Here is a 21,305-nt window from a genome sequence, read left to right on the forward strand (position 1 = left end):
CGGTGCTGACCATCCTGTACCGCGGACCGCTGGCGTCCTGCGACTACGACTGCCCGTACTGCCCGTTCGCCAAACGCCGGGACACCCCCGAGCAGTTGCGCGCCGACCGGGCCGCGCTCGAGCGCTTCTGCGCATGGGTGGAAGGCCAGGACCGGGAGCTGTCGATCCTGTTCACGCCGTGGGGTGAGGGCCTGGTCCGGTCCTGGTACCGGCGGGCCCTGGTGACGCTGTCCCGGCTGCCGCAGGTTCGCCGGGTGGCGATCCAGACCAACCTCAGCTGCCGCACCGGCTGGCTCGCCGACGCCGACCGCGACGCGGTCGCGTTGTGGTGCACGTACCACCCCGGCCAGACGCCCCACGACCGGTTCCTCACCAAGGCCACCGAACTGACCGCGCTCGGCGTGCGGTTCAGCGTGGGTGTCGTCGGACTACCGGAACATCTGGAGGCCGCCCGTCGGCTGCGCACCGAGCTGCCCGATTCGGTGTACCTGTGGGTCAACGCCGCCGAGGGGCACGAGTACACCGACGCCGACGCGGCCGACTGGATCGGGATCGACCCGCTCTTCGCGTTCAGCCGGCATCCGCATCCGACGCGGGGGCGCGCGTGCCGTACCGGGGACACGGTGGTGTCCGTCGACGGTGCCGGCACCGTCCGGCGCTGCCATTTCGTCCCCGAGGAACTGGGCAACCTCTACGACGGCTCCTTCGAGCAGGCGCTGCGACCGCGGCCCTGTCCGCTGGACGTGTGCGACTGCCACATCGGGTACGTCCATGCCGAGCAGCTTCCGCTGTACGACGTCTTCGCCGGCGGTGTGCTGGAGCGGATCCCGTCCGAGGCGGTATGGCTGCCGCTCGCCTCGCTCGGCACCCCCGCAGATGGGCGCCGGTGAGCATAGCTGCAGCAGGGCCATGGCGCTCGCCGACAACGTGCTCACGGGACCATTCGGCCGCCGGGGATCCGGCGTGCCGCGATGCGTGCATAAGTAGGGCGGGATACGGGTATGCGAGCTCGAGGAAGGACCACACTGGTCGAGACGTTCGTCGCATGGCGGCGCTGCGGCGCTGATGTGCCGCGGCATCGGCGTGAGGGGTGATCGGATGCGCGTCCTGGTGTTCGGGGCAGGTGTCATCGGCAGCGTGTACGCCGGCAAGTTGCTGCAGGCAGGTCACGACGTATCGCTGCTGGCCCGTGGGCAACGCCTGGGCGAGCTGCGGAGCAACGGTCTGATCCTGGACGACCGCGGTGCCGACGGCAACCGAGTCGCGCTCGACGTCCGCTACACAGGTACGCCGGAGGGCGAGCGCTACGACCTCGTGCTGGTGGCGGTTCGCGCCGAGCAGCTCGTGGACACGCTGCCGGTGCTGGCCGCCATGGCCGACGGGACCGACGTGCTGTTCTTCGGCAACACTGCGGGCCGCGAGTCGGAAATCATCGCTGCACTTGGTGATCGAGTGTTCTTCGGTTTCCCCGCGGTCGGCGGGACGCGTACCGGCCCGGTCGTCGAGTACGTCATGATCGGCCGGCAGAAGACGATGCTCGGCGAGGCCAACGGCACCATCACACCGCGAATCCGACAGATCCGTGCCGAACTGAACCGTGCGGGCTTCTCCACCGCGACCAGTACCGACATAGCGGGCTGGCTCCTCGCGCACGCCGCGTTCGTTGTGCCTATCGCGTTCGCACTCTTCAGAGTCGGCACCGACCCGGCGCGACTCGCCGCCGATCGGCCGGTCTTGCGGATGATGGTGCGGGCCACGCGGCAAGGATTCGCGGCGCTACGCGCAGGCGGGAACACCGAGATCCCAGCCAATCTGTCTGCGCTCTACCGAATGCCGAACGTGTTCGTGGTTTCGTACTGGCGGCGAGTGTTCGCCGGCCCGCGTGGCGAGCTCTGGTTCGCAGCGCACACCCGCGCCGCCTCCGACGAGATGCGGCTGCTGGTCGGCGGCTTGCTGACGGCCGTTCACAGCTCGGGTCGCGCGACGCCCGATCTCGACCTGCTCACCCGAGAATTGTCGTGACTCCATGCTCCGGATCGCTTGCCGCGGTGTCTACCCGGTCTGCCGACCGCCGGAGCCGCCCGGCACCCAGGAAGGGATCCAGGGTCCGGTGCCCTCACTCGGGTCCAGCACGCCGGAACGGCGGCCGGCCGGAGCGGGCTGCATGGCGCCTCAGGATCGGTCTCGCGCGCGCCCGTGATCACCGGTTCGGTACCGTTCTCTGTCGGCCCGCGACCGCGCGTTGTTCGACCGGCTCTGCACATTCGAACTGGGAGGTTCCCGTGGCTGGTGGTCTTGTGGCCCTGTTGGACGACGTCGCAGCGATCGCGAAAGCGGCCGCGGCGTCCATCGACGACATCGGCGCCGCGGCCGGCAAGGCCAGCATCAAGGCGGCCGGGGTGGTCGTCGACGACACCGCGGTCACGCCTCGCTACGTGCACGGTTTCTCGCCGCAGCGGGAGCTGCCGATCATCCGCAAGATCGCGATCGGGTCGATCCGCAACAAGCTCCTGATCATCCTGCCGGTGGCGATGATCCTGAGTCAGTTCCTGCCACAGGCCCTGCCCTATCTACTGATAGCCGGTGGCCTGTTCCTCTGCTACGAGGGCGCCGAGAAGGTCTACGAGGCGCTCACCGGTGGTCATCACGAGGACGAGGGCGCGGCGGAAGCGCTGAGCGGACCCGAACGCGAGAAGACGATGGTGAGCGGTGCGATCCGCACCGACCTGATCCTGTCCGCCGAGATCATGGTGATCTCCCTGTCCTCGGTCGAGGACGAACCGTTCTTCACCCGGCTGATGGTGCTCATCGTCGTCGCGATCCTCATCACCATCCTGGTGTACGGCGTCGTCGCCCTGATCGTGAAGATGGACGACGTGGGCCTCGCGCTTGCGGGGCGCACGTCGTCCGTCAGCCAGCGGATCGGCCGAGGCCTCGTGGCCGCGATGCCGAAGGTGATGGCGGTGCTCACCGTCGTCGGAATCGCCGCGATGCTCTGGGTCGGCGGCCACATCCTGATCGTCAACGTCGGCGAGGCCGGATTCCACTGGCCGGCCGATCGCCTCCATGACCTCGAACACTGGTTCGGCGACCTCGCGCACGGCGGCTTCGGCGGCGTCCTGTCCTGGACCGCGGGCACTGTGGCGTCCGCCCTCGTCGGACTCGTCGTCGGCGCGCTCGTCGTCCTGATCGAGCACCTGATTCCGAAGCGGAAGAAGAGCGCGGCGCACTGACGGAATTGCGGCTCTAGTTGGCCGGTTCCTCGGCGTTCGCGTCGGTCACCGCCGGGTAGCGCCGGGCCAGGTTCTTCTCGGTGGAGGCGCCCGGCGCCCAGGAGGCGATCCAGGGTCCGGTGCCCTCGGACGGATCCAGCACGCCGGCCTCGAGCCAGGTGTACTCGCCGCCGAGGACGTCGCGGGCGATCCGGTGATCGGTGTCGTCGGTGTTCTCCCACAGCGCCGCGAACAGTCGGTCGACGCGCAGCCGGGACTGCCGGCAGAAGGCGTCGGCCAGGTCGGTGGCTGTCGCGCCCCGGGCGGGATCCTCGGTGCGGTCCATCTCGGCGCGCACGCACGCCGCCGACATCGCGAACAGTTCGGCGCCGATGTCGACGATCCGGCCGAGGAAGGCCTGATGCTTCTCCATGCCGGCCTGCCAGCGCGCCATGCCGTAGAACGTGGACCGTGCCAGCTTGCGGGCGCTGCGCTCGACGAACCGCAGATGTGTAGCCAGCGCACCGAATTCGCTGTAGGAGTTGGGCAGCTGCCCCTTGCCCGAGACCAGGTGCGGCAGCCACTTGGCATAGAAGCCGCTGGCGCCGAGGGCCGCCTTGGCCTTGTGCTGCAGGTCGGCCTTGGGGTCGGCCAGGTCGCCGGCAGYGGTCAGGTGCGCATCGACGGCCTCGCGGGCGATGAGCAGTCGCATGATCTCGCTCGAGCCCTCGAAGATCCGGTTGATGCGCAGGTCCCGCATCAACTGCTCGACCGGCACCGCGCGTTCACCGCGCGCGGCGAGCGACGCGGCGGTCTCGTAGCCGCGCCCACCGCGGATCTGGATGAGGTCGTCGGCCATGCGGCAGGCCATCTCGCTGGCCCACAACTTGGCCAGCGCGGCCTCGATACGGATGTCGTTGCGGGCCTCGTCGGCCATCTGGCCGGACAGCTCCAGCACTGCCTCGAGCGCGAACGTGGTGGCCGCGATGAACGAGATCTTCGCGGCGACCGCGCCGTGCTCGCCGACCGGTCTACCCCACTGCACTCGCTCCGCGGACCACTCGCGCGCGATCTTGAGCGACCACTTGCCGGCCGCCGTGCACATCGCGGGAATCGCCAGCCGGCCGGCGTTCAGAGTGGTCAACGCGATCTTGAGGCCGTCGCCCTCGCGCCCGATCAGATTCCGGGCCGGGACCCGGACCTGGTGCAGTCGGGTGACGCCGTTCTCGATTCCGCGCAGACCCATGAAGGCGTTGCGGCGTTCGACGGTGATGCCGGGCGAGTCCGCTTCCACCACGAACGCGCTGATACCGCCGTGATGACTGCCCGGCTCGCCGGGGTGGCGCCCCTCGCTGCGCGGCACCCGTGCCATCACCACCAGCAGTTCGGCCACCACACCATTGGTGGTCCACAGCTTGACACCGTCGAGTATGTAGGCGGAGCCGTCCTCGGTCGGTGTCGCGGTCGACGCCATCCGGGCCGGATCCGAGCCGACGTCGGGTTCGGTCAGCAGGAACGCCGAGATCGCGCCCTTCGCGCAGCGCGGCAGGAACTCCGCCTTCTGTGCGGGGGTGCCGGCCAGCTTCAGCGGTTCCGGCACTCCGATCGACTGGTGCGCGGACAGCAGCGCACCGAGGCTCGGGTGCACCGACGACACCACCATGAGGGCGCGGTTGTAGGCCACCTGGGACAGGCCGAGCCCGCCGTATTCGGTGGGGACCTTGAGTCCGAAGCAGCCGAGTTCGGTCAGGCCCGCGACGTACTCGTCGGGGATCTGGGACTCGCGCTCGATCACCGACCCGTCGAGGTCGCGGCAGTACTCCTCGAGTTCGGCGATGAACGCTTCGGTCCGCGCCGTGTCGGCGGCGCCGGGCCTGGGGAAGGGATGCACCAGATCGAGCCGGAATCGCCCGAGGAACAGTTCCTTGGCGAAGGAGGGCTTGTCCCAGCCGCTCTCCCGGGACTCTTCGGCTAGTTCTCGTGCCTGTTCTTCCGTGACCTGGGTCGGTGTCACCATGATCTGCCTCCTAGACGAGAGCGATCGGAGAACCTGTCCACAAAGCTACTGACAAAGCTACTGGCGAGTATTCCCCTCGGCGGGCGCCGGCGAAAGGGATCACCTCGCGCGGGTGAGGTGGACGGACCTGCCCTCACCTACCGTCGGCGCTGCACGCCGACGAATCCACGCCCACCAGGAGGCACAGGTGAACGACTCAAGTGACGCCCTCGCGCAGGCTCTCGCAGGGGTCGGCATGCCGGACCGGGTCCAGACCCCGATCGGCACGTTCGAGTTCTTCGACGGGGTGCCCCTGCCCGAGACCACGAAGAGTCTGTACGACGGGCTCGACTTCCTGCGGGGCGTCGAGGTGTTCCTGGGCGCGGTTCCCGGAGCCTCGCTCGTCGCGATGCGGCGGGGGTTCCGCAGCGTGGGCATCGACGGCCTGGGCACGATCGCCTACACCGAGCCGCGAGCCAACTCGGGCAGCTTGTTCCTGACTCCCAACACCGAGACCACCTACGCCACGATGTTCCTCGATCTGCGCGACGGCCCCGTCGTCGTCGAGCCGCCCACCGACTCGCTGTGCGTGGTGGACGACTTCTGGTTCCGCTACGTCGCGGACATGGGCATCGCCGGGCCGGACCGGGGCAAGGGCGGCAAGTACCTCTTCCTTCCGCCCGGCTACCAGGGCGAGGAACCCGACGGCTACTTCGTCTACCGGACCCCCACCTTCACCAACTGGGCGATCTTCCGCGCGCTCGGCGGGGTCGAGTCCGTCAAGCAGACCCGCGTCTACCGGCTCGCCGACGCCGCGAACCCGCCGGAGATGGCTTTCGTCAACATCGCCGACGAAAAGTTCAACACCGTGCATGCGAACGACTTCTCCTTCTTCGAGGAGATCGACGAACTGGTTCAGGAGGAGCCCGCGGAGGCACTCGATCCCGAACGGGCCGGCCAGCTTGCGGCGATCGGCATCCGGCACGGGAGCCCCTTCACCCCGGACCAGCGACTCCGCGGCATCCTGGACGCTGCCGCGAGAACCGCCGCCGGCATCAGCCGGGCACTGGTGTACTTCCCGCGCGACCCGGAGAGCTTTCTGCACCCCGGCTCCTCGTGGAAGCAGGCGTTCGTCGGCGGCAGCTACGAGTTCCTGCGCGACCACGCCCGGCTGCTCGACGCCCGAACCCAGTTCCACTACTTCGCCACCGTGATCACGCCGGCGATGGCGCACGCCCAGGTGGGGGCCGGGTCCGCGTACACCTACACGGCCGAGGACGCCCACGGCGCGATCCTCGACGGCGGCAAGACCTACCGTCTCACCCTCCCGCCGAACCSGCCCGCGAAGAACTTCTGGTCGGTCGACGTGTACGACACCCAGACGCGGTCGCTGATCCAGACCGACAATCCCTATCCGAGCGTCATGAGTCTGACCGGCACCGTCGTGCCCGAGGAGGACGGTTCGTTCGTGCTGTGGTTCGGGCCGAATCCGCCGCCCGGCCGGGAGACGAACTGGATCCGCACGCTCCCCGACAAGAGCTGGTTCCCGGTGCTCCGGCTGTACGGGCCCCTGCAGCCGTGGTTCGACGGGGCGTGGGCCCCGAGCGAGATCGTGGAGGCCGCGCCGGGACGGGGCTGAGCAGGCCCGGTGCCCGACTTCCCACCCGGCTCGTCCATTCGGCGGGGTGCGAGAATCGGTGCCTGGGAGGTAATAACCATCATGGTCAGCTCGGCGAGGCCGCCGGCGTACACGATGCGCCAATTGTTCGTCTTCGTGGCCGTCGCCGAGACCGGCACCATCCGCGCCGCCGCCGATCGGCTGCACGTCTCGCAGGCCGCGGTGTCCCTCGCGATCACCGAACTGGAACGGGCACTCAAGTCGCAGTTGTGCGTGCGCCGGCGTGCGCACGGCGTGCAGCTCACCCCCACCGGCGAACGGGTCCTGATGCGGGCGAAGGCGCTGCTCGAGCAGGCCGGTGACCTTGCCGCGGAGGCGTCCGGCGCCACGGGTGTGCTCACCGGTCCGCTCGCGATCGGCTGCTACTCGTCACTGGGGCCGACGCTGCTGCCGCGGCTGCTGTACGAGTTCAACCAGCTCCATCCGGGGGTCACCGTCGACTTCGTCGAGGACACCCAGGACCGGCTCGAACAACGCCTGGTCTCGGGGGAGCTGGACCTCGCGATCGTCTACGACCTGGACCTGTCGCCCGCGCTGCGTCGCGCCCGGATGGACACCCGGCAGCCCGCGATCCTGCTGCCCGCCGACCACCGCCTCGCCGACGCCCCGGTCGTCGAGCTGGCCGAACTCGCCGACGAGCCGATGGTGCTGCTCGACGCCCCGCCCAGCTCGTTCCACGCGCTGCAGATGTGCAGCCATGCCGGGTTCACCCCACGCGTGCGGTTCCGGCCGAAGAACTTCGAGACCGCCCGCGCGCTGGTGGGGCGCGGCTTCGGCTGGACGCTGCTGATCCAGCGGCCCCAGCTCGACGTCACGTACGAGGGTCTCGGTGTGGTGGTGCGGCCCGAGGTGGAGCCGCCGGTGCCGGAGGTGGACATCCTGCTGGTGTGGTCGCAGGACGCGCTGCTCAGCCGGGCCGCCCGCGCGTTCGTCGAGTTCGCCGAGGCCGACTGATCGGCGTCACCCACCCATAACCACAGGTTTTGTGGGTATTCACCCCGACTTCTTGCGCTTTTCACGCGATGTGATCCAGGTCAAGATGTCCTGCAGGCCGCTTCGTCGGCGCGCGTGCGGGTGGTTCCTTCCCTGCGCTTCCAGATGTGAAAGGCACCGAACTCATGACGGCAACCATGACGGCGACCCCGCCGCAGGTGCTGCACCGCAAGGCCCGCAAGGCCGCGCTGGGCAGCTTCGTCGGCACCGCGATCGAGTGGTACGACTTCTTCATCTACGGCACCGCTGCCGCCCTGGTACTCGGTCACCAGTTCTTCCCGAACTCGTCGGATCTGGCCGGCACGCTGGCCTCGTTCGCGACCCTCGCCGTCGGATTCATCGCGCGCCCCATCGGTGGCGTCGTCATGGGCCACTTCGGTGACCGCGTGGGACGCAAGTCGATGCTCGTCATCTCGCTGCTGCTCATGGGCTTCGCGACCGTCGGCATCGGTGTGCTCCCCAACTACGACGCGATCGGCGTCTTCGCCCCGATCCTGCTGGTGACGCTGCGCTTCATCCAGGGTCTCGGCGTGGGCGGCGAGTGGGGCGGCGCGGTCCTGGTCGCCACCGAGAACGCCCCCGAGGGCCGCAAGGGCCTTTACGGCGCCGCACCCCAGATCGGTGTGCCGGCCGGCGTCCTCGTGGCAAACCTCGTGTACCTGCCGCTGACCGCGTTCATGAGCGACGAGACGTTCAAGGCGTGGGGCTGGCGCATCCCGTTCCTGCTCAGTGCCGTCCTCGTCCTGGTCGCGATGTGGATTCGCCTCGGCCTCGAGGAGAGCAGCGAGTTCCAGGAGTCCAAGGATTCCAAGGACGACGGCAAGCCCGACAAGCTGCCCATCGTCGAGGTCCTCACCAAGCACTGGAAGACCGTCCTGCTGGCCGGCGGCACGTTCATCGCCACCAACGGCATCGCCTACGCGTACATGGTCTACGTCCTCAAGTACGGCGAGTCCGAACTCGGCTTCAGCAAGACCACGATGCTGTTCCTGCTGATCAGCTCGTGCCCGTTCTGGATGGCCGGCATGGCGTTCAGCGCGTGGAAGTCCGACACCCTGGGCCGCCGGACGGTCTACGTCCGCAGCTCGATCGCGCTGGTGATCGCCGCCGCCGTCTTCTTCCCGCTGATGGACACCGCCGTGCTGCCGGTGATGGTCGTCGCGATGATCGGCCTCGGCTTCACCCTCGGCTGCTGCGCCGGCCCGCAGTCCGCGCTGTTCGCCGAGCTGTTCCCCCCGGCGATCCGCTACTCGGGCGCCTCCCTCGGCTACCAGATCGGCGCCATCCTCGGCGGCGGCCTCGCCCCGATCATCGCCACCGCGCTGTACGCGAGCTTCGAGACATCGCTCGCGATCACCGGCTACTTCGTGCTGATCGCCCTGATCAGCCTCGCCAGCATCCTGCTGCTGAAGGTGCCCGGTACCCAGTCCTCCCGTCCGTCCCCGCAGGAAGTTGTGTAGACCATGTCGACCTACTACCAGCCCCCGAAGTACCCGGCCTCGAACTTCGAGTCCATGACCGCCGCCGACGAGACCCTCCCGGTCGTCATCGTCGGCGCCGGCCCCGTCGGCATGGCCGTCGCCCTCGGCCTGGCCCAGCGCGGCATCCCCGTCACGATCCTCGAAGCGGCCGACCAGGTGTCGTTCGGCAGCCGCGCCATCTGCATCTCCCGCCACAGCCTCGAGGCCGCCGCGCGCCTCGGCTTCGGCGCCGAGCTCGAGAAGATCGTGCTGCCGTGGGTCGGCGGTCGCAGCTTCTACCGCGATCGGCAGGTGCTGCACTTCCAGATGCGCAACGCCGAGCACGACGTCCGCCCGCCCATGATCAACGTCTCGCAGTCCGAGTTCGAGCAGATCATGGTCGACACGCTCGAGGCGAACCCGCTCATCACGCTGCACTGGTCCGCGAGCATCGCGGGCGTGCTCCGCGCCGACGACGAGGTGACCCTCGAGATCGACACCGCGTTCGGCAAGCGCCATCTGCGTGCCCGCTGGGTCGTGGCCGCTGACGGTGGCCGCAGCCGGATGCGCGAGCTCGCCGGTCTCCGCATGCAGGGCAACAACTACGACGGCCGCTACGTGATCGCCGACATCCACTGGGAATCGGAACTGCCGGCCGAGCGCATGGTCTGGTTCGATCCGCCGAGCAACCCCGGTTCGACGATCATCATGCACAAGCAGCCCAAGAACATCTGGCGCATCGACTACCAGCTCGACCCGTCGGAGGACGCCGAGCTCGAGACGCAGGAAGACCGGATCCGCGACCGGATCACCCGGCACCTGGAATGGCTGCAGAACGACCTGCCGTGGACGCTCGAGTGGCACGGCTTCTACAGCGCCCGCGCGCTCGCGCTGCAGGACTTCACGCACGGCCGCATCCTGTTCGCCGGCGACGCGGCGCACCTGGTGCCGATCTTCGGTGTGCGCGGCCTCAACTCGGGCATGGAGGACGCCGAGACCCTTGCGTGGCAGCTGGCCGCCGTGATCCACGGAAGCGCCACTCCCGAACTCCTGCAGGCGTACTCGGTGGAGCGGCACGACGCGTGGCGGCAGAACGTCGCCAACGCCGGCAAGAGCACGCTCATCATGTCGCCCGGCAGCCACGGCTACCAGACGACGCGCGACGCGATCCTCGCGCTGTCGGTGACCCGCCCCGAGTTCAGCCACCTGATCAACCCGCGCCAGTCCAGCGCCACCGACGCGCGGATCTCGCCGCTCACGTGGCCCACCCCGGCCGACGCCGAGGGAGTCGCCGCTGGTGATCCCGTCGAGGACCGTCGGGTGCAGACGGCCGACGGCACCGAGACGTCGCTGAACATCCTGCGCGGCACCGGTTTCGCGGTCCTCGGCGTGCGTGTCGACGCCGCGGCGCTGGCCGCCGCCACCGCGACCCTGGCCGGTGCGCTGGCACCGGAGTCGGTGCGCGCGATCCTGATCGGCTCGGATACCCCCGAGGAATCCGCCGTGTCGGTTGCGGTGGTTCCCGACGCCGACGGACAGACGGTCGCCGCGCTCGGTGCCCGCGACGGCGAGGTGTTCGTGATCCGTCCCGACGGCGTGCTGCTGTGCCGCGTCGACGGTGTCGGACGGATCGACGACGTCGTGCGCCACCTGAGCCTGGGAACCGCCCCGGCCGGTGCGTCGGCTGCCGTCGACAACGGGCCCGCGATCGACCCGGCCGAGTTGCGCCGCGAGAACGTGTGGATGGGCCTGTCCGACGCGCTCGACCAGGTGGGCGAGAACGACCGCGAGGGCTTCCTGACCCGCCTCGCGCTGGTGCTCGGTTCGCAGGTGGGGCAGCGCGAGTTCGAGGAGGCCATCGCGGCCGCCACCGATCCGTCGCTGACCGTGCCCGCCGACGAGAACGCGGACGCCGCCGTCGGTGCCTGAGCAAGTCTCCGAATCCAGCGCCGTCCGGCAGCAGCCGGCGGCGCTGGATTCGTCTGCGTGGGGTGTGGTGGTGATCGCGCTGCTCGCGGGCGTGCTCGCCGCGAGTCAGGTCGGCAAGGTCATCGTCGCGTTGCCGACGGTGCGCGACGACCTCGGCATGAGCCTGACCGCGGCCGGGGTGCTCCTGTCGTCGTACACGTTCGTGGGCGCGCTGCTCGGCAGTGCCGCAGGCGGATTCGTCGACCGGTGGGGCAGACGCCGCATGCTGACGCTCGCGCTGACCGTGCTCGCGGCCGGAGCGCTGCTCGGCGCGGTCTCCCCGTCCACCCCGGTGCTGCTGTTCTCCCGGATCCTCGAGGGCTTGGGATTCATGGGCGTCGCGGTGTCGGCGCCGGCACTGATCGCCTCGGCCGCGGCGGCGGAGCATCGCCGACTGGCGCTGGGCATGTGGGGGATCTACATGCCGCTGGGCCAGTTCGTGGCGATCGTCGCCGGGCCGTGGGTGATCGGCGCGATCGGCTGGCGCGGGCTGTGGGGCGTCAACGCGGCCGCCCTGGTGGTGTGTGCGGTGCTGGTACTCGCCGTCGTACCGAAGACGTCCAGCGGTGAGTCTTCGTCCGGTGCCGACCCGGAGTCGAAACCGTCACGCGTGTGGCGCAATTCGACCGCCATGCTGATCGCGCTCGCCTTCGGGACCTACTCGCTGCAGTACCTCGCGGTGATCGGCTTCCTGCCCACGATGTACGCCGCCGGCGGTCGGTCCGACGGCTCGGCCGCGGTGCTCACGGCGCTGGTGGTGCTGGGCAACATCGTCGGCAACATCGGTGCCGGGGTGCTGCTGCATCGCGGAGTGCGCCCCGGATCGTTGATCGCCGTCGCAGCCGCCTCCATGGGCGCCGCCTCCGTCGTGATCTACGCGGGATGGGCGCCGTTCGGCCTGTCCTACGCTGCGGCAGTGGCTTTCGCGCTCCTCGGCGGCCTGCTGCCGGCCGCGGTGTTCGCGGCGGTACCCGGCGCGGCCCGGAGTCCGCGCGAGATCGGGCCCGTCAACGGCCTGGTGGTGCAGGTGTCCAACGCGGGGTCGATCATCGGTCCGCCGCTGGTTGCGGCCGTCGCGACCCACACGGGCGGCTGGTCGCTGAGCCCACTGGTGCTCAGCAGTGTCGCCGCGGTGTGTCTGATCGCGGGACTTGCGGTGCGGGCCAGGGACTCTCGCTGACCCGCACCGGATCTCTCAACGCAGCAGCAGTGCTGAGAGCCGTCGTGCCGCGGCCATGACGGCCTCGCCCAGCCTCTGTTCCTCGGACGAATCGAACACCGAGACGCCGATGCTGACGAGGTCGTCCGGCCGACGATTGGGCAGCGCGGCCGAGATGCCGGTGACCGAGTGGGTCACCTCGCCGGACGTCACCGCGAATCCGCGTTGGCGCGCACGCGTGACCTCCGGGCGTTCCCCTTCCCGCGGCGGCATCGCCGCGAGCATGGCCAGGCCCGCGGAGCCGCGGTTCATCGGATCGACCTGACCCGCCTGGAATCCGACGTGGGCGCGTGAATTGCGCGGCTCGACGACCATGAGGGCGCGGACCTGGTCCTCGCCGTCCCGGACCGCGAGGTGCGCGGTGGCCTCGACGGCGTCCGCGAGTTCCTCGAGAATCGGCCGCGCCAGCTCGCGCAGATCCTGCTCCACCGAACTCGCCAGCGAGACGAGCCCCGAGCCCAGCAGGATGCGCTTGTTCGCGGTGCGCCGACACAGGCGGTGTGCCTCGAGGGTGCGCACGAGCCGGTCCGCGACGGTTCGGTGCACGCCGATTCCGTCGGCGATCTCGGTGACCGTCAGCCCGTACTTGTGCTGCGTGAGCAGCTCGAGGATCTCGAGCCCGTTGTGCAGCGTCTTCGACATCCGTGAATCGAGCTGGACACCGCTGGTCGTTCCCGGGGTTTCGCTCGTTTTCTCATCGGATCGGACCGATGCCATGAATCCCTCCCTTGACGTGCGTGAGGCGAGCCACCTACGCTTCACCTTAATCGCACTACGCGTTCGATTATCGCACACATTGGTAGACGGTGCAATCCCCGACAGGGGACTGCCGAAGGAGTTCGTGTCATGAGCGGAACTGGCAACGGTGAGGTCGGTGCAGTGGCTTTCGTGGAGATCCACCAGCTGTACGGCCGGCAGAGCCACCTCATCGACGAGGGGTTCGCGGCGGAGTGGGCGGCCACGTTCACCGAGACGGGCGAGTTCCACTCGCCCAGCTACCCCGCGCCGGTCGTCGGTACCGCGGCGCTCACCGAGTTCGCCCGGGCGTTCTTCACGGCCGCGTCGACGGCGGGCGAAGCCCACCGCCACGTGCTCACCAACATCCTCATCGACCGGATCGGCGAGGACGAACTCGCGGTCCGCGCCTACCTGCAGATCATCGCGACGCGGATCGGCGGGGACTCCCGCCTGGTGCGGTTCACCACCGTCACCGACCGGGTGGTGCGTGCGGGCGGGCAGTGGCGTATCGCGCGTCGCGCCGTCCGAAGGGACGACAGCGGCGGCCGCGGTGCCGGCGGCGACACAGCAGCCTGACCGTTCGGTTCGAACATCAGGGGCGCCCGCGCCTCGAAATCTTTTTGTAGACATTTGCTTTGGAGGATCCAGACATCATGACCGAGAACGCCGATACCCAGAACCCCGGACGCACCGACGCCACGCAGATGCTGGCGCTGTACCCGGAGATGGCGGGCAAGGTCGCAGTCGTCACCGGTGCGGCCCGCGGAATGGGCGCCGCCTTCGCGGCCGGTCTGGCCACGCGCGGCGTGAACGTCGTCGGCGCCGACATCAACGAAGATCAGATGACGGCCACCGCGCAGGAGATCAACGACGAGCTGGCCGCGAAGTCGCTGGCCGACAAGCCGGGTCGCGTCGTCGGTGCCCGCATCGACGTCACGAAGGCCGACGAGCACGAGGCCCTCGCGCAGATCGCGCTGAAGGAGTTCGGGCGCATCGACTTCTGGATCAACAACGCGGGCATCTTCCCGTTCGCACTGGTCGAGGAGATCACCCCCGAGCAGATCGCGGCGACGCTCGACGTCAACGTCGAGGGCGTGCTGTTCGGCGCCCAGGCCGCGGCGCGGCACATGGAGGTCGGCGGCGCGATCGTCAACATGTCGTCGGTGTCCGCGCTGCGCATCCGCCGCGGCCGCGGTGCCTACTGCACGTCCAAGGCCGCCGTCGCGCACCTCACCGAGTCGCTCGCGGTGGAACTCGGCGACAAGGGCATTCGCGTCAACGCGATCGCACCCGGCTACATCGACACCGAGATGACCCGCTGGGTCCGCGAGGATCCCGCGGCGCTCGCGCACGCCCTGGACGTGGTGCCGCTGCACCGCCTCGGCTCGCCGGAGGAGGTCTTCGGACCGCTGCTGTTCCTGCTCTCGGACAGCGCCCGCTACGTCACCGGTCACTCCATCGCCGTCGACGGTGGCTCGCGCCATGTCTGATGCAGGGTCGATGGGTCATTCCGCAGGCTCCACTCCTGCCACGTACCCGGGCGTCGTCCTCGTCCTCGTCACCGGCGCCGCCGCCGGCATGGGTGCCAACCACGCCAGGGCGCTGGCCGCGCGGGGCTCGCACGTCTGCCTCGCCGACGTCGCCGACACCTCCGCGGTGCTGGCCGAGATCGAGGCCGCCGGCGGCAGCGCGTCGGCGCACCATCTCGACGTCGCCGACCCCGCGGCCTGGACGCGGGTGATCGACGAGATCCGCTCCGGCAAGGGTGAACTCGGCRGTCTGGTCAACAACGCCGGCATCAGCCGTCGGCTCGAGTTCATGGACACCCCGGACGACATCTGGGAGCTGACCATGCGAATCAACCTGTTCGGCCCGTTCTACGGCATGAAGGCCGCCGCCCCGCTGATGCGGGACAGCGGCGGCGGATCGATCGTGAACATCTCGTCGATCTCCGGTCAGGTCGGCTACTTCTCGCCCGCGTACGCGTCGAGCAAGTGGGGGCTGACGGGACTGTCGAAGTCGGCGTCCGGGCAGTTCGCGAAGTGGGGTATCCGGGTCAACTCGGTGCACCCCGGCCTGGTCGGCACCGCTCTCGTCGGGGGAGCGGATGCCTTCATCGAGGCGTCGCTGCAGAGCATTCCGGCCGGCCGCATGGGCACGGTCGACGAGATCACGGACGCGGTGCTGTTCCTGCTGTCCGACCGATCCACGTACATGAACGGCAGCGAGGTGACGGTGGACGGCGGCCTGGTCTCCAACGGGCTGTACCACCGGATCCTCGAAGAATCGGGAGGTGTCCTCTCATGAGTGAAGACAACTGGGACGTCGTCGTGATCGGCGGCGGCGGAGCGGGACTCGCGGCGGCGGTGTCCGCGTCCGAGCAGGGCGCGTCGGTGCTGCTGTTCGAGTCCGAATCCGAACTGGGTGGTTCCACGCAGTTGTCGGCCGGTCTGTTCACCGCGGCCGGGACCAGCGTCCAGCGCGGCCTCGGGATCGAGGACACGGCGGAGAAGTTCTTCCAGCACTACATGGACCTCAACCACTGGATGCTCAAGCCGGGCCTGGTCCGCGCGTTCTGCGAGCACGCGGGCCCGACGCTCGAGTGGCTGATCGATCTGGGTGTGGAGATCCCGGCGCGGGAGTCCGCCAACGCCCACATGCCCGGCCTGTGCCAGGCCGGCGTCGAGGACGTCTGGCGTGGTCACGTGCCGAAGGATCAGGGCTACGGGCTGGTCCAGGTGCTCGACAAGGCTCGCCGCGAGCACGGCGTCGAGGCGATCCTGAACACCCGCGTCCAGTCGCTGATCGTCGAGGACGACCGCGTGGTCGGTGTGGTCGCGGACGACATCGAGGTCCGGGCGGGCGCGGTGGTGATCGCGACCGGCGGGTTTGCGCAGAACCCGGAGCTGGTCGAGCGCTTCTACCCGATCGCGAACCGGGCCGGACAGTCGCTGTTCGTCGTGGCCGCACCCGGCAGCCGGGGCGATCACCTGCAGTTCGGCGAGCAGGTGTCCGCGGCCGTCACCGGCGAGGGCTGGGGACTGATGCTGCCCACCGCGTACTTCCAGCGGTTCCACCACTGGCAGTCGGGATTCCCGCCGAAGTCGCGGATCTACGTCAACGGCCACGGTCGACGCTTCATGGACGAGGACGCGTCGTACGCGGTCTCGACCGGCATCATCGACGCGCAGGAGGGCGGTGCGTGGGCCGTCTTCGACGAAAAGGCTCGCGTGAATCTGCCTGGGGGATATACTGATTGGATTCCGGAGCGGGTTCTCGACGAGGCCGACTCCGGGCGCACGCTCCGGGCCGACTCCCTCGTGGAACTCGCCGGGGCGATGGACGTGCCGGCCGATGCCCTCGAGGCGGCCGTCTCGCGGTGGAACGAGCAACTCCCGAACGGCGTCGACGACGATTTCCTGCGTCATCGCACGCTCGCGAACAAGGGCTCGACCGCACACCCGGACCCGATCGACGAGGGTCCGTTCTACGCCGTTCGGATGCTTCCCGCGGAGCTCGTGTGCACACACGCGGGCGTGGAGATCGACAGCGACGCCGCTGTCCTCGATCAGACGGGTCGACCGATCGACGGGCTGTACGCCGCGGGGGAGGCCGGGGCCGGAATTCTCGGACTCCGGTACGTGGGCGGCGGAAACGCCGTGGCCAACGCCCTCACCATGGGCAGACTCGCCGGCATCAACGCGGCGCGAACCGCCCGCGGCGAGTCGGAGACGTCCACGGCAATGACAACTGCAGGAATCTGACACCGGTCAAGCGTGTTGCACACCAGAGACTTTCAAAGGACCCCCCATGCCTGTAAACGACACTGCGGAGCACGAGGTTCGTAGCTCCGAGCCCGCCCGAGGACCCGACCCCGTGCAGGCCAAGCCCCCGCAGTCCACCGTCAAGGTGGTTCGTGCCGCGATCGTGGGCACCGTCGTCGAGTACTACGACTTCGGTATCTACGGCTACATGGCGACGATCATCGCGTCGCTGTTCTTCGTCTCGGAGAACGACACCGCCGCGCTGCTCGGCACGTTCGCGACGTTCGCGGTCGCGTTCTTCCTGCGGGTGCCCGGTGGCATCTTCTTCGGCCACATCGGTGACAAGTACGGCCGCAAGAACGCCCTGTCCTGGACCATCCTGCTGATGGTCGTCGCGACGGCGGCGATGGGCCTGATGCCCACCTACGTCACCCTCGGTGTGTGGGCGACCGCGATCCTGGTGCTGGCGCGCTGCCTGCAGGGCTTCGCGGCCGGCGGCGAGCTGGGCGGCGCCAATGCGTTCGTGTCGGAGTCCGCGCCGGCGAAGTGGCGCGCCTTCCAGACGTCGATGGTCAACTCGGGTACCTACATCGGTTCGCTCGTCGCGTCCCTGACCGCGCTGGCGCTCACCTCGGTGTTCACCCATGACCAGATCCTGTCGTGGGCGTGGCGTATCCCGTTCCTGCTCTCCGTCGTCATCGGCGTGGTCGGCATCTGGATCCGGAACCACATGGAGGACACCCCGCAGTTCAAGGAGCTCGAGGACAAGGGCGAGACGGCGAAGGTGCCCGTCAAGGAGCTGCTCACCACCTCCGGTGGCTCGCTCGTGAAGATCATCTTCCTGGGTGCGCTCATCACGGGCGGCTACTACATCGCCTCCGTGTACGCGGCCACCTACCTGCAGAAGGCCGGCGGGCAGTCGTCCACCGTCGCGTTCCTGTCCACGTCGCTGGCGTTGGTCCTCGGTGTCATCACGCTGCCGATCGCGGGCTACCTCGCGGACAAGTACGGGCGTAAGCCGGTGCTGTTCACCGGCAYCGTCGCCGCGGTCGTGCTGGGCGTCCCGATGTTCATGCTCATGGCGGGCGGCAGCATCTGGCAGGCGGTCGTCGGCCAGTCGGTGCTGTTCATCGCGGTGTCGGTGGTCAACGGTGCGTCGTACGTGACGTACGTCGAGATGCTCAAGGCGTCGGTCCGCTATAGCGGTCTCGCCCTGGGCAACAACATCACCAACATGGCCCTCGGCGGTACGGCCCCGTTCATCGCGACGTGGCTGATCGACGTCACCGGCAACAACCTGGCGCCGGCCTTCTACTTCGTGTTCTGCGCGCTGCTCACCCTCGGTGCGATCTTCTTCGTCAAGGAGACCAAGGGCATCGAACTGCGCGTCGACTAGGCACACGACCGACCACGGGCCCCGCCGACAACGACGTCGGCGGGGCCCGCTGGTGAATCCGACAGGAGACCCAATGTCATTGCTCGACAAGCAGGAGATCACCGAGGTCCTGTACCGCTACGCGCGGGCGGTGGACCGCAAGGACTTCGACCGCGTGGCCGACTGCTACTTCCTCGACGCGATCGACAACCACGGCGGCTACATCGGCACCGTCGACGGCCTGATCGAGGACATGAAGTCCCGGCACGCGACGATCGACTCGTCGATGCACTACATCACCAACGTGCTGATCGACCTCGACGGCGATGCGGCGCACGTCGAGTCGTACTGCCTGTGCTACCTGCGTCAGGTTCCCGAGACCCCGGGGGCGCCGCAGGCTCGCGCAACCATCAAGTGCCGCTACGTCGATCGCTTCGAGCGGCGCGACGGACAGTGGCGTATCGCGGACCGCATCGTGGTGTTCGACGAGTCCGTGACCGAGGCGATCGACGACGGCCTGGACCCCTCCTGGGTCCGATCGCGACGGTCCAGCGCGGATCCGGTCTTCACCGGCAAGCCCTGACCGGCAACGAGTTCGGATCCGACACGGCGACGCCGGCACCCCGTCTGCGGGGTGCCGGCGTCGCCACGGGTGGTGTCAGCTCACTTCAGCTCGGAGAGCACGGCCTCGATGCTGGTGATCATCGCGACCGGCGCCTCGAACATCGCGTAGTGGCCCGCGTTCGCGAGGACGTCCAGCTCGCACTGCGGCAGCTGCGTCATCCAGGTGGCCTTCATGGTCTCGGCGCCTAGCGCCGGATCATGCTCGCCGACAATCGTCTTGACCGGGATGGACGTCAGCGGCAGCTCCGCGGCGAAGTCGGCCCCGGCCCAGGAACGCAGGTACGCACCGAATGCCGGGCGGGTGGTGAAGTCCACCGAGAACTGCGTCATCTGCCGCAGCCACGTCGCGGACTGCCGGTTACCGGTGGTGAAGTCGAGGATCGCGTACCGGTTGCCGTCCTCGTTCTCGGCGCCGCCGAACAGTGCCGCGCTGTCGTCGTCGAACGGCACGCCCGACGCGGGGACGGGGCTGATGCCGATCACCGCGGTGACCCGGTCGGGGGCGTCGGCGAGCACGCGCAGCGCGGCGGCGCCGCCCATCGAGTGCCCGATGAGGGCGAAGCGGTCCCAGCCCAGCTCGTCGGCCAGCGCGAGGGTGTCCGCGGAGATCTCCTCGAGCGTGAACTCGCCCGCCTCGTCGCGTCGCGCGCCGTAGCCGCGGTAGTCGATCAGGGCGTAGGTGTACGCGTCGGTGTCGATCAACTCGGGCAGCATGCCCCAGCCCTCGGACGTGCCGAACCAGCCGTGCAGCGCGATCACCTTCACGGGGCCGTGTCCGACCAGCTTGTGAGCGATGGTCATTCGACTTCTCCTGTCTGTAGCGGTGTGATGAACGGGCCGGGCCCCGGCCCCGACCCCTGTCGGGATCGGGGCCGGGGCCCGGATGTCTAGGTCGGCGTCACCGACCGATTCTCATCGGTCACGCGACCTCGTCGAGATCCACGCCCTTGGTCTCGCGGCTGAACAACAGCGCGATCACCGTGATCGCCATCGTGATCACCAGGTAGCCGATAACCATACCGACGCCGTAGTTGTCGATCAGCCAGACCGCGATGAACGGGGCCGGCGCGCCGGCGATGATCGACGAGCCCTGGAACACCAGCGACGAACCGGCGTAGCGGTAGCGCGTCGGGAACAGCTCGGTGATCCAGGCGGCCTCCGGGCCGGCGAGCATGCCGTGGAAGAACGCGCCCACGCACACACCCAGCCACAGCATCGGCAGGCTCTCGAGCTGGACCAGCCAGAAGAACACCGGTGCCCACACCACGAGGATGATCGCGGGGACGAGCATCGCCTTGCGGCGGCCGATGCGGTCGGACCACGCGCCGCCGCCGATCATGCCGACGAACTGGAACAGCGACGCGAACGTGACGGCCATGATGATGTCGCCGCGGTGGAAGTCGAAGTACGTCGTGGCGTAGGCGATGACGAACACGGTGTAGACGTAGAACGCGATGTTCTCGCCCAGACGCATGCCGAGCCCGATCAGAACGGCGCGCGGCCGGCGCAGCGCCTCGAGGATGCTCGAACGCTCGTCGGCCTGCGGGGCCTTGGCGGCCTGCTCCTGCGCGGCCTTGAAGACCGGGGACTCCTCGACACCGCGACGCACCCAGAAGCCGACGATCAGCAGCGGGATCGCGAACAGGAAGGCCACACGCCAGCCCCACTGGTCGAACGCCTCGTCCGTGAGGAAGAAGCCGAGGACCRAGACGATGACGGTCGCGAGGACCGTGCCCATCGGTGCACCGGCCTGCGGCCAGGACGCCCAGAAGCCACGCTTCTTCGGTTCGCCGTACTCGCTGACCAGCAGCACCGCGGCGCCGAACTCGCCACCGAGCGCGAAGCCCTGGATCATGCGCAGCACGACGAGTGCGACCGTGGCCCAGATGCCGATCTGGTCGTAGGTCGGCAGCAGGCCGATCGCGGCCGTCGCGGTGCCCAGCATGATGAACGTCGTGACGAGCATCGGCTTGCGGCCGAACTTGTCGCCGAGATGGCCGAAGACGATGCCGCCCAACGGACGGGCGATGAAACCGAGGCCCTGGGTCGCCAGCGCCAGCAGCAGCTTCGCGACGCCGTCGTCGCCGGGGAAGAAGAGCGGGCCGAGGACGGTCGCGGCGAGGATGCCGTAGATCGCGAAGTCGTACCACTCGAGCACGGCACCGGCCATGCTGCCGGTGAGGACGCGCTTGAAGCTTGACTTGGGCGGCTGGTCGCTACCGGCCGGGCCGGCCGGCGCAGAGACTGTCGGTGATCCCATTACGGATCCTTTCGGGTG

Annotated in this window: 18 protein-coding genes; 14 read left to right on the top strand and 4 right to left on the bottom strand. The window is 68.9% G+C overall.

All coding sequences use genetic code 11. The features are described from left to right. Positions 1-2: 2 nt before the first annotated feature. The 3 genes from AB4Z09_RS12835 to AB4Z09_RS12845 all read left to right on the top strand — a co-directional run bounded on the left by AB4Z09_RS12835 (position 3) and on the right by AB4Z09_RS12845 (position 3,233). A complete protein-coding gene (locus tag AB4Z09_RS12835; RefSeq protein WP_442239861.1) occupies positions 3-890 on the top strand; it encodes an STM4011 family radical SAM protein in 888 nt (295 codons plus the stop codon). Between the two features lie 208 nt (positions 891-1,098). After that, a complete protein-coding gene (locus AB4Z09_RS12840; protein WP_442239862.1) occupies positions 1,099-2,022 on the top strand; it encodes a ketopantoate reductase family protein in 924 nt (307 codons plus the stop codon). A gap of 260 nt (positions 2,023-2,282) precedes the next feature. Beyond that, positions 2,283-3,233 (top strand): DUF808 domain-containing protein, encoded by a 951-nt coding sequence (locus tag AB4Z09_RS12845; RefSeq protein ID WP_442239863.1) that lies wholly within the window; start codon positions 2,283-2,285, stop codon positions 3,231-3,233. 13 nt (positions 3,234-3,246) lie between these two features. On the opposite strand, the gene AB4Z09_RS12850 is transcribed toward AB4Z09_RS12845, so the two are convergent. Beyond that, complete coding sequence (locus AB4Z09_RS12850; RefSeq protein ID WP_442239864.1) at positions 3,247-5,229, bottom strand: acyl-CoA dehydrogenase family protein; 1,983 nt, start codon at positions 5,227-5,229, stop codon at positions 3,247-3,249. A 187-nt stretch (positions 5,230-5,416) separates the two neighbouring features. Here AB4Z09_RS12850 and AB4Z09_RS12855 point away from each other — a divergent pair, with 187 nt between their 5' ends. The 5 genes from AB4Z09_RS12855 to AB4Z09_RS12875 all read left to right on the top strand — a co-directional run bounded on the left by AB4Z09_RS12855 (position 5,417) and on the right by AB4Z09_RS12875 (position 12,487). Next, positions 5,417-6,847 (top strand): DUF1254 domain-containing protein, encoded by a 1,431-nt coding sequence (locus tag AB4Z09_RS12855; RefSeq protein WP_442239865.1) that lies wholly within the window; start codon positions 5,417-5,419, stop codon positions 6,845-6,847. 81 nt (positions 6,848-6,928) lie between these two features. Beyond that, positions 6,929-7,840 carry a LysR substrate-binding domain-containing protein gene (locus tag AB4Z09_RS12860; RefSeq protein ID WP_442239866.1) on the top strand — a complete coding sequence of 304 codons (912 nt, stop codon included), beginning with the start codon at positions 6,929-6,931 and terminating at the stop codon, positions 7,838-7,840. A gap of 164 nt (positions 7,841-8,004) precedes the next feature. Further along, positions 8,005-9,339 (top strand): MFS transporter, encoded by a 1,335-nt coding sequence (locus tag AB4Z09_RS12865; RefSeq protein ID WP_442239867.1) that lies wholly within the window; start codon positions 8,005-8,007, stop codon positions 9,337-9,339. 3 nt (positions 9,340-9,342) lie between these two features. Next, complete coding sequence (locus tag AB4Z09_RS12870) at positions 9,343-11,268, top strand: FAD-dependent oxidoreductase (RefSeq protein ID WP_442239868.1); 1,926 nt, start codon at positions 9,343-9,345, stop codon at positions 11,266-11,268. Next, positions 11,261-12,487 carry an MFS transporter gene (locus AB4Z09_RS12875; protein WP_442239869.1) on the top strand — a complete coding sequence of 409 codons (1,227 nt, stop codon included), beginning with the start codon at positions 11,261-11,263 and terminating at the stop codon, positions 12,485-12,487. Before AB4Z09_RS12870 ends, AB4Z09_RS12875 begins: the two co-directional genes overlap by 8 nt. 15 nt (positions 12,488-12,502) lie before the next feature. Here the strand turns inward: AB4Z09_RS12875 and AB4Z09_RS12880 are convergent, their stop codons facing one another. Beyond that, positions 12,503-13,243, bottom strand: coding sequence for an IclR family transcriptional regulator (locus AB4Z09_RS12880; RefSeq protein ID WP_442239870.1), 741 nt, complete (start codon positions 13,241-13,243; stop codon positions 12,503-12,505). 129 nt (positions 13,244-13,372) lie between these two features. On the opposite strand from AB4Z09_RS12880, the gene AB4Z09_RS12885 reads away from it, so the two are divergent. The 6 genes from AB4Z09_RS12885 (at position 13,373) to AB4Z09_RS12910 (ending at position 18,986) form a co-directional block, all read left to right on the top strand. Next, positions 13,373-13,840 carry a nuclear transport factor 2 family protein gene (locus AB4Z09_RS12885; RefSeq protein ID WP_442239871.1) on the top strand — a complete coding sequence of 156 codons (468 nt, stop codon included), beginning with the start codon at positions 13,373-13,375 and terminating at the stop codon, positions 13,838-13,840. Between the two features lie 77 nt (positions 13,841-13,917). Next, positions 13,918-14,754 carry an SDR family NAD(P)-dependent oxidoreductase gene (locus AB4Z09_RS12890; protein ID WP_442239872.1) on the top strand — a complete coding sequence of 279 codons (837 nt, stop codon included), beginning with the start codon at positions 13,918-13,920 and terminating at the stop codon, positions 14,752-14,754. Between the two features lie 10 nt (positions 14,755-14,764). After that, positions 14,765-15,571 (top strand): SDR family NAD(P)-dependent oxidoreductase, encoded by an 807-nt coding sequence (locus tag AB4Z09_RS12895; protein ID WP_442239873.1) that lies wholly within the window; start codon positions 14,765-14,767, stop codon positions 15,569-15,571. Continuing rightward, complete coding sequence (locus tag AB4Z09_RS12900; RefSeq protein ID WP_442239874.1) at positions 15,568-17,028, top strand: FAD-dependent oxidoreductase; 1,461 nt, start codon at positions 15,568-15,570, stop codon at positions 17,026-17,028. Before AB4Z09_RS12895 ends, AB4Z09_RS12900 begins: the two co-directional genes overlap by 4 nt. 46 nt (positions 17,029-17,074) lie before the next feature. Then, a complete protein-coding gene (locus AB4Z09_RS12905; protein WP_442239875.1) occupies positions 17,075-18,424 on the top strand; it encodes an MFS transporter in 1,350 nt (449 codons plus the stop codon). A gap of 73 nt (positions 18,425-18,497) precedes the next feature. After that, positions 18,498-18,986, top strand: coding sequence for a nuclear transport factor 2 family protein (locus tag AB4Z09_RS12910; protein ID WP_442239876.1), 489 nt, complete (start codon positions 18,498-18,500; stop codon positions 18,984-18,986). Positions 18,987-19,066: 80 nt separating this feature from the next. On the opposite strand, the gene AB4Z09_RS12915 is transcribed toward AB4Z09_RS12910, so the two are convergent. Next, positions 19,067-19,828, bottom strand: a complete 762-nt coding sequence (locus AB4Z09_RS12915) for an alpha/beta fold hydrolase (protein WP_442239877.1) — start codon at positions 19,826-19,828, stop codon at positions 19,067-19,069. A 118-nt stretch (positions 19,829-19,946) separates the two neighbouring features. After that, complete coding sequence (locus AB4Z09_RS12920) at positions 19,947-21,287, bottom strand: MFS transporter (RefSeq protein ID WP_442239878.1); 1,341 nt, start codon at positions 21,285-21,287, stop codon at positions 19,947-19,949. Between the last annotated feature and the right edge of the window lie 18 nt (positions 21,288-21,305).

It is taken from the genome of Rhodococcus sp. TAF43, from assembly GCF_052113525.1.
Lineage (GTDB): Bacteria > Actinomycetota > Actinomycetes > Mycobacteriales > Mycobacteriaceae > Prescottella.